A 15,514-nucleotide genomic window follows, 5' to 3' on the forward strand; every position below is an offset into this window, starting at 1 on the left:
AGGTGTTATTCTTTGGCAAAGAGTTGCACATAATCAGCTTCTTTAAAGCCGATGGTGATGATTTGATGGTCTTTCATTACGATTGGTCGCTTAATGACTGACGTTTTTTCTTGCATGAGGGTTTGCGCAGAAGCTGCATCTATCACGGCATTTTTCTCGGCGTCACTGAGGTTTCGCCAAGTCATGCCACTGCGATTGATTAATTTTTCCCATGGTTGCTGTTGTAACCATGACTGCGCGGTTGCGGTATCCAGCCCCAGCTTTTTAAAATCATGAAATTCGTATTGAATAGCGTGTTGGTCCAACCAATCGCGCGCTTTTTTGACCGTGTTGCAGTTAGGAATGCCGTACAGTTTCATGACGATCTGATCTGGTAAAAATGGTATTTTACCAGCCAGTGCGCAGGGCGTTGTAATTTATTCTTACAGTGGGTGGGGACTTAGAACAGACTTTGCGTAGTAGATTTGAGTTGCAACTCACTAAACACATCAAACAGAAATTGTTGCTCAACCGGCTTGGAAAAAAGAAAGCCCTGCATTTGATCACAACCGATGCTGACTAATGCTTTGCGTTGCGCTTCGTCCTCGACGCCTTCCGCCACCACGTTGAGGTCTAGTGCATGCGCGAGCTTAACAATCGCTTCAACAATCGAGAGTGCCGTATGAGAACCACCCACGCCTTTGGTCAGGGTGCGGTCGAGTTTCACTTCGCTGATCTCGAGGTCTTGCAAATGCATCAGGCTAAACGGGTGCAGACCAAAATCATCTAACGAGATTTTTAAGCCTTGGCGTTTAAAGTGGCGTAAGGTCTCTTTAAACTGTGTCTGGTGATGAATGGCGTTGGTTTCGGATACTTCTAGAATCAGGTTGCGCGCTTCAACCTGATGTTGCTCAAGAAACGACTGAATCAGTGAACCAAGCTGTTTATTGCGGAACTGTTGATTAGACATGTTGACTGAAATGCTGAGGTCGATGCCACGATCACGCGCCTGCTTGATCGTGCTGCACGCTTGCGAAATGACCCAGGCATTGATTTCTTCAATCATGCCAAAGCGCTCAGCGGCTTCAATAAAGCTATTGGGTGAAAGTAGCCCACGTGTGGGGTGTTGCCAGCGCAACAGCGCTTCTGCGCCATGTGCGAGCCGGGTCAGTGCATCCACTTTGGGTTGAAACAATAACCTGAACTCTTGCTGCGTAATTGCTTGCTTGAGTTCAACCCGCGTTTGCTGCATTTCATCGGAGGCCTGCTCAATCTCGGCATCAAAAAAACGGTATTGGTTTTTACCGTTTTCTTTGGCTTTGTACATGGCTGCATCTGCATTCAGTTTGAGTTTTTGCAGATTGCCATCTTGCGGATACATAGAGACCCCGATCGAACACGAGATTTCAATGACATGATCTTCAATAATGAACGTCTCGCGCAAGGCATCCACGATGCGTTGTATCACTGTGACCACACTCTGGTGACTCTCGATTTCACTCAAAACAGCGATAAATTCGTCCCCACCCGCGCGTGCGACATAATCGCAATTACGGATGGCGTTACTAATCCGTTTGGATACTTCAATCAGTAGCAGGTCACCAATATGATGACCAAATTGGTCGTTCACCGGCTTGAAATGATCCAGATCGATGTAGGCCAGCGCCAGAGACTCGCCATTGCGGTCACAGCGCTTGGCACTGATAATCAGATGCTGATTTAAGGCGTCGCGATTGGGCAGGTGTGTGAGTGGGTCATAGGCTAAAAACTTTTTATTGACCGTTTGGGTGTTGCGGAACGTCAGCTTACTTTGCGTAATGTCGACATTGCGCTCATAAAAAATGACCAAAATAAACGAGGTGATAAACAATAGTACCGGCACCAGAACCAGTAATAACATTAGGTAGTTGCCCGCTTGGTCGGTGGGTTGACCAATTAGCATGTTGTTGTGCACGATACTCAGGTTGATGGCGGTATGAGAGGCCAAAAAGCCTAGTGCAATTTCAACAGAAAACATCCATTTGAGTCGCTTCAGCGCTTGTCCCTCGTAGCTTTTTAACCAGAGAATGGTCACGATGGCCAAGGCTGAGGTTAAGCAAGCCAAAAAGAGCGCGAATAATGCGGTCCAAGTATCAATGCGTATGTTAATGGCGCCCGCGCTAATCTGAAAAAAATACGAAAGTAGATAACCACTGACCCCAGCGGCTAAGGAGGCGTACAACAAATCACGCAAAGGTAGTTTTTTCTGGTTGGCGGTTTTGAGTAACGACAATGAAAGCAGATATGCGCAAAGCACACTGCCGATAAAATCCACCGGATGCTGGGTGATTTTAGGAATGTTGTCAGCGGCTAACTGATAGCCGGTATGCAGGGCGAAAATACCTGCAGCGGTCAGTGCTGAATATTTTTTTAGCAGCGTTTCATGATCTCTGGTGGCCACCAAGCGCAAACGATCCACGAGCTTAAATGCAAAAAAACATCCGATGACACTGGATGTGAATAGCAGCAAAATAAGCATATGGGTTGGGATCATAAAAAATGCACGGTCATTTTTGGTTGTGAGTTGTGTGACGCTACTGCCTATGATTACTTAACGATTGATTCTCCGCATTAAAACACTGACGACACCATCATACTGCTTGAGAACGCCTCTTCATAACGGCCTGCGACTGCCATAACTTGAGGGCAGGGCAGGCAGATACGCAAATGACGCTCTGTTAAAAGACCTTAGATGCCACGTAATAATTCGTTGATACCGACTTTGCCTAAGGTTTTAGCATCGACCTTCTTCACAATGACTGCGCAATATAAGCTGTATTTCCCGTCGCTAGAAGGTAAGTTGCCAGAAACCACGACTGAGCCTGCAGGCACACGGCCAAAGTGAACCTCGCCGGTCTCGCGGTCATAGATCTTGGTCGATTGACCAATATAAACGCCCATCGAAATCACGCAGTTGTCTTCAACCACAACGCCTTCAACGACTTCTGAACGCGCGCCGACAAAGCAATTGTCACCAATAATCGTTGGGCCAGCTTGTACCGGCTCGAGCACGCCGCCAATACCGACGCCGCCTGATAAGTGCACGTTTTTACCGATCTGCGCGCAGGAACCAACAGTCGCCCAAGTGTCTACCATGGTGCCCTCGCCGACATAAGCGCCGATATTGACGTAAGACGGCATCAATACCGCATTTTTACCAATAAAGGAGCCTTTGCGGACGATGGCATTTGGCACCACGCGGAAGCCGCCTGCTTTGAAGTCTTCTTCGCTGTAGCTGGCAAATTTTGGATCGACTTTGTCAAAATAACGCGTCACACCATCATCCATCAGGGTGTTATCTTTTAAACGGAAAGATAACAACACTGCTTTTTTCAGCCATTGGTGGGTTTCCCATTGCTGCGTGTCACCAATGCGGCTAGCCACGCGCAATTTACCGGCATCCAGATCGTCTAACACAGAGGCCACGGTGGCTTTGATTTCGGCGGCTGCATTGGCAGGGTTGATGTTGGCGCGGTCTTCAAAAGCCGCTTCAATAATGCTTTGACGTGGATCCATGATGTTCTCTTGTTCGGTTAAATAACAGTGAAACCCGAAATTTTAACCTAATTTTGACGGGTCAGGGGCAGCGCATCGCGGCCCGCCCCAGTCAAGTGAGTTTTATTTGCTTTTGCTCGCGAGGTAAAACGGCATCACTTTAGGGGTTAATGCTTGTAGATCCTTGATGCGGTTTTCGCTCGAAGGGTGTGTGCTCAAAAATTCTGGCGGCGCCTCTTTGTTGGTCGCCATCATTTTTTTCCACAGGCTGACGGCAGCTTCTGGGTTGTACCCTGCGCGCGCGGCTAACTCCAGCCCCATTCGGTCAGCTTCTCTCTCTTGTTCACGACCATTTGGCAAAGAAAAAAGAAGCTGGCTACCCATGCCTGCGCCTTGGGCAGCCATGCTGCCGGCGGTGCCGCCGACAAACGCCGCCAGCGCTTGCAGGCCAAATTGCTGAATGTAGGCTTGTGACATTCGTTCACGTCCATGCTCGCGTAACGCATGCGCGATTTCATGACCGATCACCGCCGCCAGTTCATCGTCGGTGGCATTGAGTTTTTCGGCCAACCCAGAAAACATCATGATTTTGCCACCAGGCATGCAATAGGCATTCAGTTGATCATTTTTTTCGACATTGACTTCCCATTTCCATTTGGCAGCATCTGGTCTGAACACAGCCACTTGTGCGATCAGGCGGTGGGAGATAGTCGACACGCGATTCAGTAAGGGTTTGTCTGCATTGAGCGTATTTTTCTTTTCGGCTGCTTGCAGCGTTTGCGTATAAGACTGGGCAGACATCTTGTCTACAGTGGCCGATGGCAGCAATAACAGTTGGCTGCGCTGCACGCCTGAAACGCTGTTATTGGTAGTACTGGCACAGGCCGATAACAACGCACACAGGCTGACGATTGAAAGCATTTTGACATTAAACATAGGGTTTCCTCACACAAGAGTGCGACGCTGTTTTGCCAGCACATCGCACTGGTTGATGCATTGCAATAAGTAAAAAAGTGTATTTTACGCCAGGACGATGCCGCTGCGTGCGGCATGCCATCAGGTTTATATTTTCACTTGTGAGCCGAGCTCGACTACCCGATTGGGCGGTAACTTGAATTGGTTAGTGATGGTTTCGGCGGTTCTGAACAAGCCGATGAAGATCTTTTTGCGCCAAAAAGCCATGCCGGGCTTGTCGGACGCAATCAGACTCTCTTTACCGACAAAGAATGAGGTATCCATCGCATCCATGGTTAATCCTAAGGCCTCTGTCAGCACCAAATCTCTGGGCAGGTCTGGCTCGTCCATATAGCCATAGCGCAAGGTGACGCGATAAAAGCCATAAGGCAACACCTCGACCGCAACCCGCTCTTCGCGGCTGGTATAGGGGTAATCCTCAAAGCGCACCGTCAGGATGACCATGGTCTCGTGGAGCACCTTGTTGTGTTTGAGATTGTGCAGCAAGGCATGCGGCACGCCGTCCGGGTTGGGCGTCATAAATACGCCCGCCCCATTGACGCGGGCTGGCGGATGGGCGCCAATGGCTTGAATAAAAGGAATCAGCTCCATCGACTCTGATTTCAAAATGCTATATAACAACCGGCGGCCCGTTTTCCAGGTACGCATCAGGGTGAAAATAATCAGACCAATCAGCAATGGCACCCAGCCACCATCCGGTATTTTGAGAATATTGGCGGCGAAGAAGGAGAGGTCAATCACCAAGAATAAGGTAATCAAACAAGCGGTTTTAAGTTTGCTCCAGCCCCACAGGTGATGAAAGACCACCGCTGCCAGTAAGGTGGTAATCACCATATCGCCAGTCACGGCGATGCCATAGGCGGCGGCTAGGTCGCCTGAACTGCCAAAAATAAGCACCAGCCCCATGACGGCGACCATCAGCCCCCAGTTGACACGTGGCATGTAGACTTGACCCTCTGTTTTTTCAGAGGTGTGTGCCACATGCATTCGTGGAATAAAGCCTAGTTGTAAGGCTTGGCGCGAGACAGAAAACGCCCCCGTAATCACGGCTTGAGATGCAATGACGGTGGCAAGGGTGGCTAACAGGATGAGTGGGAATAGGGCCCAATCCGGGGCCAGGTGGTAAAAAGGGTTTTGAATCGATTCTGGTTCGGCCAGAATGAGCGCGCCTTGCCCAAAGTAATTGCAGATCAACGCGGGCAATACAAATAAAAACCAAGCCAATCGAATGGGTTTGCGGCCAAAATGGCCCATATCGGCATAAAGTGCTTCAGCGCCAGTGACCGCGAGCACCACGGCACCCAGTGCAATAAAAGCAATTTTGGGTTGGGTGTAAAAAAACATGAACGCGTAAGAGGGGCTCAAGGCCTTGAGGATCTCTGGATGGTGGTTGATGTTGATCACACCAAGAATGCCCAGCACCGCAAACCAAGTGAGCATGATCGGGCCGAAAAATGCACCCACCACTGCAGTCCCCTTGCTCTGGGCCCAAAACAATAGAAACAGCACGAAAAGTGTGATCGGTACAATCCAGCTATCGAGCTGCGGCGCAGCCACTTCTAGACCTTCAACCGCTGACAGCACTGAAATGGCGGGCGTAATCATGCCGTCAGCGTAAAACATACAGGCACCAATAATGCCCAGCATCATGATGCGTTTGCGTTGGTCCGGCTCACCGCCGGCATAGCGGCTGGCTAATGACAATAGCGCCATGATGCCGCCTTCGCCACGGTTGTCGGCACGCATAATAAAAGCGACGTATTTAAACGATACGATCAGCAATAACGCCCAAGTGATTAACGACAAAATGCCGTACACGTTGTCTTGTGTGAGTAGTAGGGGATGGTGCCCGACCGCAAACACTTCTTTCATGGTGTAGAGGGGGCTGGTGCCAATATCCCCGAAAACGACGCCAAGCGCGGCGAGGGCCATGGTGTGGAGCGCCGTTTGCTGATTTTTTGTGTGGTCCATTGTGTGAACAGCTAAAAACAAACGCCCATTATCAGTCAATTTTAAAGCTTCACCAAAACATTTGGCGCAAATAATATCTGCAGTAGATTGATTTGTGGGGGAATCGACGAAAAGCCTACGCTTTGGGCGGCAGCAATTGCGTGACCACGACCTTTGCCTCGCCTTGGTGCAAGGTGACCCGTAGGGGTTCATGCAGGCTTAACGCGGCGGTGTCGGTGATCGCGTGGCCTTGTGCGTTTTTGACAATGGCATAGCCTCTGGCCAACACTTGGTGCGGGTTCAATTGTTGTAGGCTGTTGGCATACGATTGCAGGAGACGCTGCTGACGGTGTAGTTGTTGCTGCATCGCCAGTGTGAGGCGATGTTGCCACTGCTTAACTGTCTGTGTTTGTTGTTGCAACTGCTGTGCAGGTGAAATCAGTCTGCGCGATAAATAGTCTAGTGTCTGTGCATGCTGGCGCAACAGGGATTGCATGGTGCGCATGAGGTTATGCCGCGATTGCATCACCTGTTGGCGCAGCTGCGATTGGTCCGGGCAGGCCAGCTCCGCCGCCGCTGTTGGGGTGGCTGCGCGCAGGTCTGCGACAAAATCCACGATGGTAAAATCGGTTTCATGGCCCACACCGCTGATGGTGGGTAAGCGACAATCGGCCACAGCACGCGCGACAACTTCTTCGTTAAATGACCACAAATCCTCAATACTGCCCCCGCCTCGGCAAATCAGCAGTGTATCGACCTCTTGCCGCTGGTCTGCCAACCCTATTGCTTGCGCGATGCGCGCTGCAGCGTCCTTGCCTTGTACCGGCGTCGGGTAGATGACCACACCCATGCCAGGATAGCGTCTGCGGATCGCTGTCAGCACATCGCGTAAGGCAGCGGCATCGGGCGAGGTGACCACGCCGATGCGTTGGGGATTGGTCGGGATGGTTTGTTTGCGTGACACATCGAACAGGCCTTCCGCTTGCAGGCGTTGTTTTAATTGCTCAAATGCCTCGTATAAGCGCCCCAAGCCAGCTGGTTGCATAAATTCAACGGTGAGTTGAAAGTCACCCCTGGCCTCATACAAAGTCACGGTTGCCCGGGCCTCGATGAGATCACCTTCTCGCGGCATGCGATCAACCAGACTATTTCGGCCTTTAAACATCACGCAACGCACCTGTGCGCGATCATCCTTCAGCGAAAAATACCAGTGACCACTGGCCGCGCGGGTGAAATTGGAGATCTCGCCACTGATCCAAAATAGTGGAAAGCTGGTTTCGAGCAGCTCCTTGGTCAGCCTCGTCAGGTCGCTGACATTCAAGATTTGTTTAATAGGTGTCGATAACGGATTGGACATAGCTGGCTATTATCCAACAGCCGCTTGCGATTTGGCTACGCTTTTTGATCAAAAGCCAAGCTGACTTTTGCTAGAAACAAACTGTGAATGGCGTTTGGAGCTATGTGCCAAGCGATTGAGCCATCGTATTTTGGAATCGGCGCACAAAGAGAGGAACTAAAATTAGCATGCAATGGAAGACACCCCGTGTGATTGAGTGGGCTGGTATCCGCACGCGCCTCATGTATGCACTGTCCTTAGGGGCTGCATTGTCACCCAGTCTGTCTCAGGCTGATGAGAACATGTACCCTGCGTTGGTGGATGAGGCCGATCAGGGAGATACGCCCGCAACGCCCACAACCCACTACCGCGAACAGTTCGCGACGAGTCATGCGGCTTATAAACAATTCATCAAGTTGCAGGTGAGCTTGGCGACGGGCAGCAAAAATAGTCTGGGCTTAAGCAGTTATGAACAGGCACACACGCATTTTTGTGCCTTGGCGTCTGCGTCGCCTGACCCAGATGCGCAGTTTGCGCTCGGCTGGTTTTATAGCATGGGCAAAGGCGTGCCGGTCAATCATGATATTGCTGCTCGTCTGTTTAGTTTGGCGGCAATACAAGGTCATCGCGCGGCCAGAGAGTGGTTAGATAACTCCCCGGGTAACCCTGCGCTGGCAGTGTTGCCCGCATGCCTGCAACCACAAGGCAATTCTGCGGCAGAGGTCTTGTTTCGAAAACGTGGGCCCATTTATCAATTGGTTAAAAAGCACGCGCCCGTGTATGGGGTGGATGTCGATTTTGCCATGGCCGTGATCGCTGTAGAGTCTGGGTTTAATCCCCAAGCGACCTCGCGTAAAAAAGCACAAGGATTGATGCAATTGTTGCCGGACACACAAGCCAGGTTTCATGTACGGGATGCTTACGACCCGGAACAAAACATCAAAGGCGGCTTATCTTATTTGCGCTGGTTGATCACGCACTTTAAGGGCGATGTCGAATTGGTGGCGGCCGCTTACAACGCGGGTGAAAACGCAGTGCAACGACATCAAGGCATCCCGCCCTATCCCGAAACGCGTGAATACGTTAAACGCATTGGTCGCTATTACAAAAAAAAGCATCATGAGGTTAGGCGAGACGCCGCCCTACAACAGGGGGCGCCCATGTCAGCCGCGTCATAATGGGGGGGGTGTCGACCAAAAACATGAAACGATCTTGCGCTAGGCTGCATCAAAGGCATGTAATCCATTACAATTTGAGCTTTATTGAATGCGCAGGAGTATGTGATGTGTCAGTGGTTTAAAGGTCGTGGCGGTTATATCGTGGGCACTTTGGCGGCCTTTGGCATCGTCGCGCTGGCGTTATTTATTCAGGTGCAGAATCAGCTCGAACCCTGCCCATTGTGCATTTCGCAACGCATTATTTTTATGAGTGTGGGCATACTATTCTTGCTGCATGCGTTTGTATCGCCAAAATCTTGGCTGCATCTGGGTCTGATGGGGTTGGAAGTACTCACAGCGCTCGGTGGCGCCGGCGTTGCCATCCGTCACTGGTGGCTACAAGCGCACAAAGCAGACATCATCGCGGATTGTGGTGTGGGTTTTGACTATATGTTTGAAAATTTTCCGCTCAAAAAAGCCTTCACTTTGGTTTTTCGCGGTACCGGCGATTGCGCAGCGATAGACTGGACCTTGCTCGGCTTGACCCTGCCACAACTTGGCCTGATCAGTTTTCTTTTATTCGGATGTTATGCCGTGTACTTGTTTCGTTTGCGTCGCGCGGGCTGCACCTCGCCTAGCTAGATGAAATCGCTGCATTGGTTTTAACTTAAGGCGGCGGCAGAAACACTGTTGCGACCAGCTTGCTTAGCTTGATAAAGTGCCCGGTCTGCCCGCTGTATCAATTGCGCCAAGTTGTCGCCAGTTTGCAACACCGCCACGCCAGCACTAATCGTGACGCTACCGACTCCGGCGATATGCATCGCTTGAATTTGATGACGCACTTTTTCGGCCAATTGTGTCGCTTGTTTCAGCGTGGTGCGGGGCGCATAAATAATCAACTCATCACCGCCCCAACGCACGGCGATATCTGAGATTCGGGTGTGTTTTTTGATGCAGCTTGCGATGGCTTTAATCACAATATCACCCAACACGTGCCCACGCGTATCGTTGATTTTTTTAAAATGGTCAATGTCGATCAAAATCAAGGCATCAGAAATTTTTCTTCGCGTCAGCTGCGTATGTTCAGTAAACACAGTTTCAAAGTGATGGCGATTACTAAGTCCCGTCAAGTGGTCGGTGCTGGAGAGCGTTTTCAAGTTTTCTTTTTCGACCTCCAACGCCGTATTAGCAGCCGCTAGTTGTTCAGTGCGCTGTTTGACTAGGGCCTCTAAATCGGTATTCAAAGCTTTTAAATGACTGGTTTGCAACTCTCGCAGACATTCGTAGTTGCGGATGATAAAAAACTGCGCCATTAGATAAAGGCAAAGGCTCAAAATATCGAGGCTGCTATATTCGGAGGGAAATACCCCGGATAGATGGTTGCTGATCACCAACACCATCAATGTCGCCAGCATGTAGTAACCGGTACGCCGACCTTTGAGATAAAAAGCTGCGGCCAAAATCAATAGCAACAATGCGCTGCGGGTTGTGGTGCCGATGCCCATGAAAAACACCGCCAAAAACTGCGTAAAACAAATCCATAATGCAATGCTGGATAACAACTCAATGTTTTTCTGGTAGCGATAGAGCGTCCACAATAAGCCAAAAGCGAGAATGGCTGAGGCAATATCGACCCTTGCGATGAAGGGTTGCAGATCCCAGCGGATAATGCCCATAGACAACGATACAATGCCCGAGAAAGCAAACACGTTGTTAAGGAACACGACTTTATAGCGCACGTTGTCGGCAGCAGCATGCGCCGGCGTGCGCTTGATCACCTGCATAACGCAGGCAAGCACTTGGCTAATCCACTTCTTCAACATCCGGTATCCTTAGTAATTATTCTTTTTGTGATGCGTTTAGTTTATGTAAAATTGTGCCTGCATCTGCTGATGCAAATTCGACATTGAATTTTTTTACATATTTTAACGCTTTGAATGCGTTTTAAACGATGCAATTCGTACTTTTTTGGGTGCTAGACCCCTTATTCGTCTGGAAAACAACAAACATTGGTCTGATATGAAATCATATAAAACGCTGGATGACTTTGTCGGCAATACCCCACTGGTGGCCGTGCAACGGATGAATCCGAATCCGAGCAATACCATTTTGCTCAAACTGGAGGGTAATAATCCAGCTGGATCAGTCAAAGATAGACCTGCGTACAGCATGATTTTGCGTGCCGAACAGCGCGGGCAAATCAAACCGGGGGATACGCTGATTGAAGCCACCAGCGGCAATACAGGCATTGCTTTGGCGATGGTTGCCGCCATGCGTGGTTATAAAATGATGCTGGTGATGCCAGAAAATCAGTCTGTCGAGCGTCGCCAAAGTATGAAGGCCTACGGCGCTGAGCTGGTGTTAACGTCCAGAGAAGGCAGCATGGAACTGGCGCGAGATGTCGCTTTAAGATTACAGGCAGAAGGCAAGGGGATAGTGCTGGATCAGTTCGGAAATACCGACAATCCATTGGCGCATTACGAAGGCACAGGCCCAGAGATTTGGCGCGATACCGCGGGCTCAGTCACGCACTTTATTTCCAGCATGGGAACCACGGGCACCATCATGGGGACTTCGCGTTACCTCAAGGAGCAGAATCCAGCGATTCAAATTATTGGTGTGCAACCCGAAGAGGGGGCACAAATTCCAGGTATCCGCAAATGGCCGGAGGCGTATCTGCCGTCGATTTATGATGCCAAGCGCATTGATGGGTTGCGCTACGTGAGTCAAAAAAATGCCGAAGATACCACACGCAAGCTGGCCACCATGGAAGGTGTGTTCGCGGGGATTTCCAGCGGAGGGGCGTTGTACACCGCCTTGCAGCTCTCTCAAGAGGTGAATGATGCTGTGATTGTGACCATCGTCTGCGATCGTGGCGATCGCTATCTGTCCACCGGCGTTTACCCATCCTGATGCGTACGCTGGCGCTGATGCTATGGTTTTTGGCGTCTCAAGCGTGCGCCATGACCGAGATCAGCCTCAGCGCAGATCAAATAGCCAATGACGTTTTTCTGCTAAAGAAGCCCCACGCCGTCGTCAATTTGCATCGCAAGCAACAGGTGCAAGTTTACGCGGAGCAATTAAACCTGGGCGATGCACGCATAGACCAGCCCAATATCATGCTCGATATTAGTGCTCGGCCGAGCTTGCTCATTCGCTCTGACCGAATGCAGCTGCCGCCTTACCAAGTGCGGCACCCAAAAATGATGCTGCGTTATCAGGCGCAGGCACAGCACGCCATGCTCTCTTTTGATGCCGAAGTGAAAGCGGCGCAGGATGAGACTTGGGGCACGTTTCATCTCAATTGCCAAATGCCAGACCAAGCCATGGCACAACCCTGGCGGTGTGACGATGGTTTGTATCACGATCTTCGGTCCAATATTCCGTTTCAGCTGCGCTTGACGCCGACTTGGAAAGACCAAGACCATTCAGGCCCTGCCGGCAAGGGCTTAGATTTGGTGTTTGCCGTTCAAAACGCAACCTTTAGTGATGCCAGTGGTTTGCATGCCGGCGATAAGCTGACGGGTGAGGTCAAGCTCTCAGCGCACCAACAGGCCGATGGTTGGCACTGGCAAGGCGTGCTTGAATGGCAACAGGGGGAGCTCATCTGGCAACCATTTTATTTTGCCGAGGGCAATAAACGGTTTGAAGTGCGGGGCAGGTATCAGCCGCCCTATGTCGATATTGATCAAGCAACACTCGCCTTGCAAGGCGTGGGCACCCTGCACAGTCAAGGTCGCTTGAATCTGACCACCCAAGCGTTCGATTTTCTAAAAGTCGATGCCAAAGACGTCAACTTTAACGGGGTGTATCAGGCGTTTATTCAGCCCTTGATTCCGAATTCTGCATTTGGTCATTTAAACGTATCCGGTAGTGCAGATTGGTCGTTTGAAGCCAAAGGATTACAACCGCTTAAATTTCACCTCACTATTGCTGACGCGAGTGTCGAAGACCAATCAGGAAAATTTGGTTTTCAACACTTTAACGCCGATATTCCGTGGGATTACGATCATCCCAAGCAGATCGCCATGGGGTATGCCTCAGGCCATGTTTTAAAGATTCCGCTGGGGGAAACCCGCTGGCAAGCAGAGGTCAATCGCTTTTCAATCACTGCCCCGCGCTTGCAATTGCCCATTCTGGACGGTGGCTTAGACTTTCAAGATATTTCAGCGGCCTGGATTAATCAAAGTATGGTCTGGCATGTGAAGATGGATTTGCAGCCGATTAGCATGTCGAGCTTCAGCCAAGCCTTGGATTGGCCATTGATGCGCGGGCAAATATCCGGGACCATTCCGCTGGTGACCTACGCCAACCACTCTTTAAATATGCTGGGGGAGATGCAGTTTAAGCTATTTAACGGCTTGGTCGGCATGTCAGACTTGACCATTGATGAACCTTTGGGTGCGGTGCCGCGGTTGCACGCCAATTTCAGCATACGTGATATCGACCTCGGTGAAATTACGCGCACCTTCAATTTTGGCTCCATCACTGGCAAGCTAGAGGGCGATATTCAGCACTTGCGCTTGCAAAACTGGAAGCCAGTCTCGATGAATGCCTTCGTGCGGACTGCCGATGGACCCTTTGACAAAAAAATCTCGCAGCGTGCAGTTGAAAATATTACCGCTTTGGGCGGAGAAGGCACTGCAGCGGCATTGCAGCGCACCTTTTTACGGTTTTTTAAAGCCTTTGGTTATGAAAAAATAGGCTTGAGTTGTGAATTGCGTGGGGATGTCTGCAAGATGGGGGGCGTGGATACCGTGCCGGGCGGCTTTGTTATTGTCAAAGGCAAGGGCGCGCCGTCGGTGAATGTCAATGGCTATACGGAATACGTCAGTTGGAAAGATGTATTGGGACGCATGCAGCGCGTCACTGATAGCAATAGTAAAATCATCATCCAATAACTGTAAACTGCTGAATATCATCATTGCGGCGCGGAGAGGGCTCAGATTGAAACGGATTGTCTTGAAGAAAAATGCTTCTGCACGCTGGATGCGTGACAGCCTATGGCTACTGGCCGCTGCCGGATTGTGCTCTTGCGTCACGATTAATATCTATTTTCCGGCTGCCGCAGCAGAAAAAGCGGCAGATAAAGTCATTGATGAGATCTGGCAACTTCCAGCCAGTACAAATCCTGCCAGCCCATCCCCGGCAGTAAATCAGGCGCCTGCACCATGAACATAACACAGACGGATTCAACCCTTTATCAACGCGTCGTGCGCTGTGCGCACCATTTAGCGTTCAGTGGTTTGTTGCTGTTGTTTACGGCCATGTCCGCCCAAGCTGCGGTCGATTTGGATGTGAATACGACAGCGGTGGCTGCGATCAAAGCCAGCATGCAAAATCGGCATCTGCAATTGTTCGCTCATTATCAATCTGGAGCGGTAGGCTTAGCCTCCGATGGCTTTGTCGTTGTCAAAGACGCGAGCGTGGTGCCGCTATCGCAACGCAGTGCGTTAGCGGCCTTGGTGCAAGACGAGAATGCGGATCGTGTTCGCTTATATCAGGGCATTGCCGCCGCCAATGGGCATCCAGAGTGGCAAGGTGAAATTCAACGTACCTTTGGCCAGCGCTGGATCGATAAAGCGCAGGCAGGTTGGTGGGTGCAGCGCGAAGGTCAGTGGGTTAAAAAGTAAGGCTATCCTCAACAAAAGCCTATCTCGCCCTCATTTTTTGCTGGCTGGATAGGTATTTCTACAAGCCGTCTCGCTTTTGTTTTGGGATTGCATGCGCCAGCGCGGCTGCCCCAAGGTGACAATTTGGTGCGTGATTGCTCGCCTACGCTCGAAAATACCTACCGAAATGGGCACATGCGAGTTCGCATCTGACGCGCGGCTATGGCAACGCAATGTTCATCAAATACGCGATTTTTCTGCTTGCCGCCAACGCGTTTCATCCTAAATAGTCAGCATAATCAGTGACTTTCATGTTTTTTTCAACAGCATCCCTGCACACAGGAGGACTAGCCAGCATTTGCTGGGTGCCGCTTCTATCCGTTGAACAGCGCAACTAAAGGGCCTGATTTCAGTTTCAGGCATGTTCATTGCATACAATCAAAGTGCATGTTCCCTTGAAAGGAGTCTGTTGTGGCAACTAATCTTTTCGTTCTCCCTCGCTTCGGTGAAAGCATACACCAGCAGGATTTGGGGATTTACTACATCCTAAATCACCATACTGGTCGTGTGCGCTCATTAATTCAACTCGCGCGTGAAAATGTGCACTGGTATTTGATGCAACTGCAACCGATAGCGGATGGTCTGGATTATCGCTGGTCTGTGATGTCGCGCGAAAACGACTGCGCACTCAAGGCCGCCACCGACAAGCAAATTGCCCATTACTTTTCTAAAGCCGAATACGCGGAGCCCTGCGGCGCTTGGCAGGTGATGCGCAATGCAGATTTCGGATTTGCTAAGTTCACGCCGATCGATGATCCAGAAGATGTCAGCTATGCCATTCTCACATTTGAAGGTGAAGACATGAAGGCGCCGATCCGATTGCATAAAGCGCCCGCAGAGTGGCTAGAAGAAGATTCAGAAACCGATATTCTGCAACTCGAGTTTGCCTGACAAGCAGCCTTTATGGATGC

The 15,514-nt window shown here is 50.4% G+C and carries 14 protein-coding genes; 7 read left to right on the forward strand and 7 right to left on the reverse strand.

Annotation, left to right across the window (positions count from 1 at the left end):
* Nucleotides 1–5: 5 nt before the first annotated feature.
* The 6 genes from FIT99_RS04030 to xseA all read right to left on the reverse strand — a co-directional run bounded on the left by FIT99_RS04030 (nt 6) and on the right by xseA (nt 7,795).
* Nucleotides 6–359 (reverse strand): ArsC family reductase, encoded by a 354-nt coding sequence (locus FIT99_RS04030; RefSeq protein WP_140003118.1) that lies wholly within the window; start codon nt 357–359, stop codon nt 6–8.
* A gap of 80 nt (nt 360–439) precedes the next feature.
* Nucleotides 440–2,437 (reverse strand): putative bifunctional diguanylate cyclase/phosphodiesterase, encoded by a 1,998-nt coding sequence (locus FIT99_RS04035; RefSeq protein ID WP_223261275.1) that lies wholly within the window; start codon nt 2,435–2,437, stop codon nt 440–442.
* Nucleotides 2,438–2,706: 269 nt separating this feature from the next.
* On the reverse strand, nt 2,707–3,534 hold the full coding sequence (gene dapD / locus FIT99_RS04040) for a 2,3,4,5-tetrahydropyridine-2,6-dicarboxylate N-succinyltransferase (protein WP_140003119.1): 828 nt from the start codon (nt 3,532–3,534) through the stop codon (nt 2,707–2,709).
* 102 nt (nt 3,535–3,636) lie between these two features.
* Nucleotides 3,637–4,449: a M48 family metallopeptidase gene (locus FIT99_RS04045; protein ID WP_140003120.1), complete on the reverse strand. Its 813-nt coding sequence runs from the start codon at nt 4,447–4,449 to the stop codon at nt 3,637–3,639.
* A gap of 126 nt (nt 4,450–4,575) precedes the next feature.
* Complete coding sequence (locus FIT99_RS04050) at nt 4,576–6,459, reverse strand: potassium transporter Kup (RefSeq protein WP_140003121.1); 1,884 nt, start codon at nt 6,457–6,459, stop codon at nt 4,576–4,578.
* 115 nt (nt 6,460–6,574) lie between these two features.
* The gene (gene xseA, locus FIT99_RS04055) at nt 6,575–7,795 is read right to left on the reverse strand and encodes an exodeoxyribonuclease VII large subunit (RefSeq protein ID WP_140003122.1); all 1,221 of its coding nucleotides are present in this window, start codon (nt 7,793–7,795) and stop codon (nt 6,575–6,577) included.
* A 167-nt stretch (nt 7,796–7,962) separates the two neighbouring features.
* Between xseA and FIT99_RS04060 the strand changes: the two genes are divergently transcribed.
* Both FIT99_RS04060 and FIT99_RS04065 read left to right on the forward strand, forming a co-directional pair.
* A complete protein-coding gene (locus FIT99_RS04060; RefSeq protein WP_223261276.1) occupies nt 7,963–8,952 on the forward strand; it encodes a transglycosylase SLT domain-containing protein in 990 nt (329 codons plus the stop codon).
* 105 nt (nt 8,953–9,057) lie between these two features.
* On the forward strand, nt 9,058–9,573 hold the full coding sequence (locus FIT99_RS04065) for a disulfide bond formation protein B (protein ID WP_140003123.1): 516 nt from the start codon (nt 9,058–9,060) through the stop codon (nt 9,571–9,573).
* A gap of 20 nt (nt 9,574–9,593) precedes the next feature.
* On the opposite strand, the gene FIT99_RS04070 is transcribed toward FIT99_RS04065, so the two are convergent.
* Nucleotides 9,594–10,754, reverse strand: a complete 1,161-nt coding sequence (locus FIT99_RS04070; RefSeq protein WP_140003124.1) for a GGDEF domain-containing protein — start codon at nt 10,752–10,754, stop codon at nt 9,594–9,596.
* Nucleotides 10,755–10,950: 196 nt separating this feature from the next.
* Here FIT99_RS04070 and cysM point away from each other — a divergent pair, with 196 nt between their 5' ends.
* The 5 genes from cysM to FIT99_RS04095 all read left to right on the forward strand — a co-directional run bounded on the left by cysM (nt 10,951) and on the right by FIT99_RS04095 (nt 15,494).
* Entirely contained in the window at nt 10,951–11,844 is an 894-nt protein-coding gene (gene cysM / locus FIT99_RS04075) for a cysteine synthase CysM (RefSeq protein ID WP_140003125.1), read from the forward strand.
* Between the two features lie 50 nt (nt 11,845–11,894).
* Nucleotides 11,895–13,832 carry a translocation/assembly module TamB domain-containing protein gene (locus FIT99_RS04080; protein ID WP_223261277.1) on the forward strand — a complete coding sequence of 646 codons (1,938 nt, stop codon included), beginning with the start codon at nt 11,895–11,897 and terminating at the stop codon, nt 13,830–13,832.
* Between the two features lie 88 nt (nt 13,833–13,920).
* The gene (locus tag FIT99_RS04085) at nt 13,921–14,106 is read left to right on the forward strand and encodes a hypothetical protein (protein WP_140004635.1); all 186 of its coding nucleotides are present in this window, start codon (nt 13,921–13,923) and stop codon (nt 14,104–14,106) included.
* On the forward strand, nt 14,103–14,564 hold the full coding sequence (locus FIT99_RS04090) for a YdbL family protein (RefSeq protein ID WP_140003127.1): 462 nt from the start codon (nt 14,103–14,105) through the stop codon (nt 14,562–14,564). The genes FIT99_RS04085 and FIT99_RS04090 overlap by 4 nt, the downstream gene beginning before the upstream one ends.
* Nucleotides 14,565–15,014: 450 nt before the next feature.
* Nucleotides 15,015–15,494, forward strand: coding sequence for a hypothetical protein (locus tag FIT99_RS04095; protein WP_140003128.1), 480 nt, complete (start codon nt 15,015–15,017; stop codon nt 15,492–15,494).
* Nucleotides 15,495–15,514 lie beyond the last annotated feature (20 nt).

Source organism: Methylophilus medardicus, from assembly GCF_006363955.1.
GTDB lineage: Bacteria > Pseudomonadota > Gammaproteobacteria > Burkholderiales > Methylophilaceae > Methylophilus > Methylophilus medardensis.

What these genes read in the sequence shown, in the direction of transcription:
- FIT99_RS04030 (WP_140003118.1), bottom strand. Translation starts at nt 359, where the DNA reads ATGAAACTGTACGGCATTCCTAACTGCAACACGGTCAAAAAAGCGCGC.
- dapD (WP_140003119.1), bottom strand. Translation starts at nt 3,534, where the DNA reads ATGGATCCACGTCAAAGCATTATTGAAGCGGCTTTTGAAGACCGCGCC.
- FIT99_RS04045 (WP_140003120.1), bottom strand. Translation starts at nt 4,449, where the DNA reads ATGTTTAATGTCAAAATGCTTTCAATCGTCAGCCTGTGTGCGTTGTTA.
- FIT99_RS04050 (WP_140003121.1), bottom strand. Translation starts at nt 6,459, where the DNA reads ATGGACCACACAAAAAATCAGCAAACGGCGCTCCACACCATGGCCCTC.
- xseA (WP_140003122.1), bottom strand. Translation starts at nt 7,795, where the DNA reads ATGTCCAATCCGTTATCGACACCTATTAAACAAATCTTGAATGTCAGC.
- FIT99_RS04060 (WP_223261276.1), top strand. Translation starts at nt 7,963, where the DNA reads ATGCAATGGAAGACACCCCGTGTGATTGAGTGGGCTGGTATCCGCACG.
- FIT99_RS04065 (WP_140003123.1), top strand. Translation starts at nt 9,058, where the DNA reads ATGTGTCAGTGGTTTAAAGGTCGTGGCGGTTATATCGTGGGCACTTTG.
- FIT99_RS04070 (WP_140003124.1), bottom strand. Translation starts at nt 10,754, where the DNA reads ATGTTGAAGAAGTGGATTAGCCAAGTGCTTGCCTGCGTTATGCAGGTG.
- cysM (WP_140003125.1), top strand. Translation starts at nt 10,951, where the DNA reads ATGAAATCATATAAAACGCTGGATGACTTTGTCGGCAATACCCCACTG.
- FIT99_RS04080 (WP_223261277.1), top strand. Translation starts at nt 11,895, where the DNA reads ATGACCGAGATCAGCCTCAGCGCAGATCAAATAGCCAATGACGTTTTT.
- FIT99_RS04085 (WP_140004635.1), top strand. Translation starts at nt 13,921, where the DNA reads ATGCGTGACAGCCTATGGCTACTGGCCGCTGCCGGATTGTGCTCTTGC.
- FIT99_RS04090 (WP_140003127.1), top strand. Translation starts at nt 14,103, where the DNA reads ATGAACATAACACAGACGGATTCAACCCTTTATCAACGCGTCGTGCGC.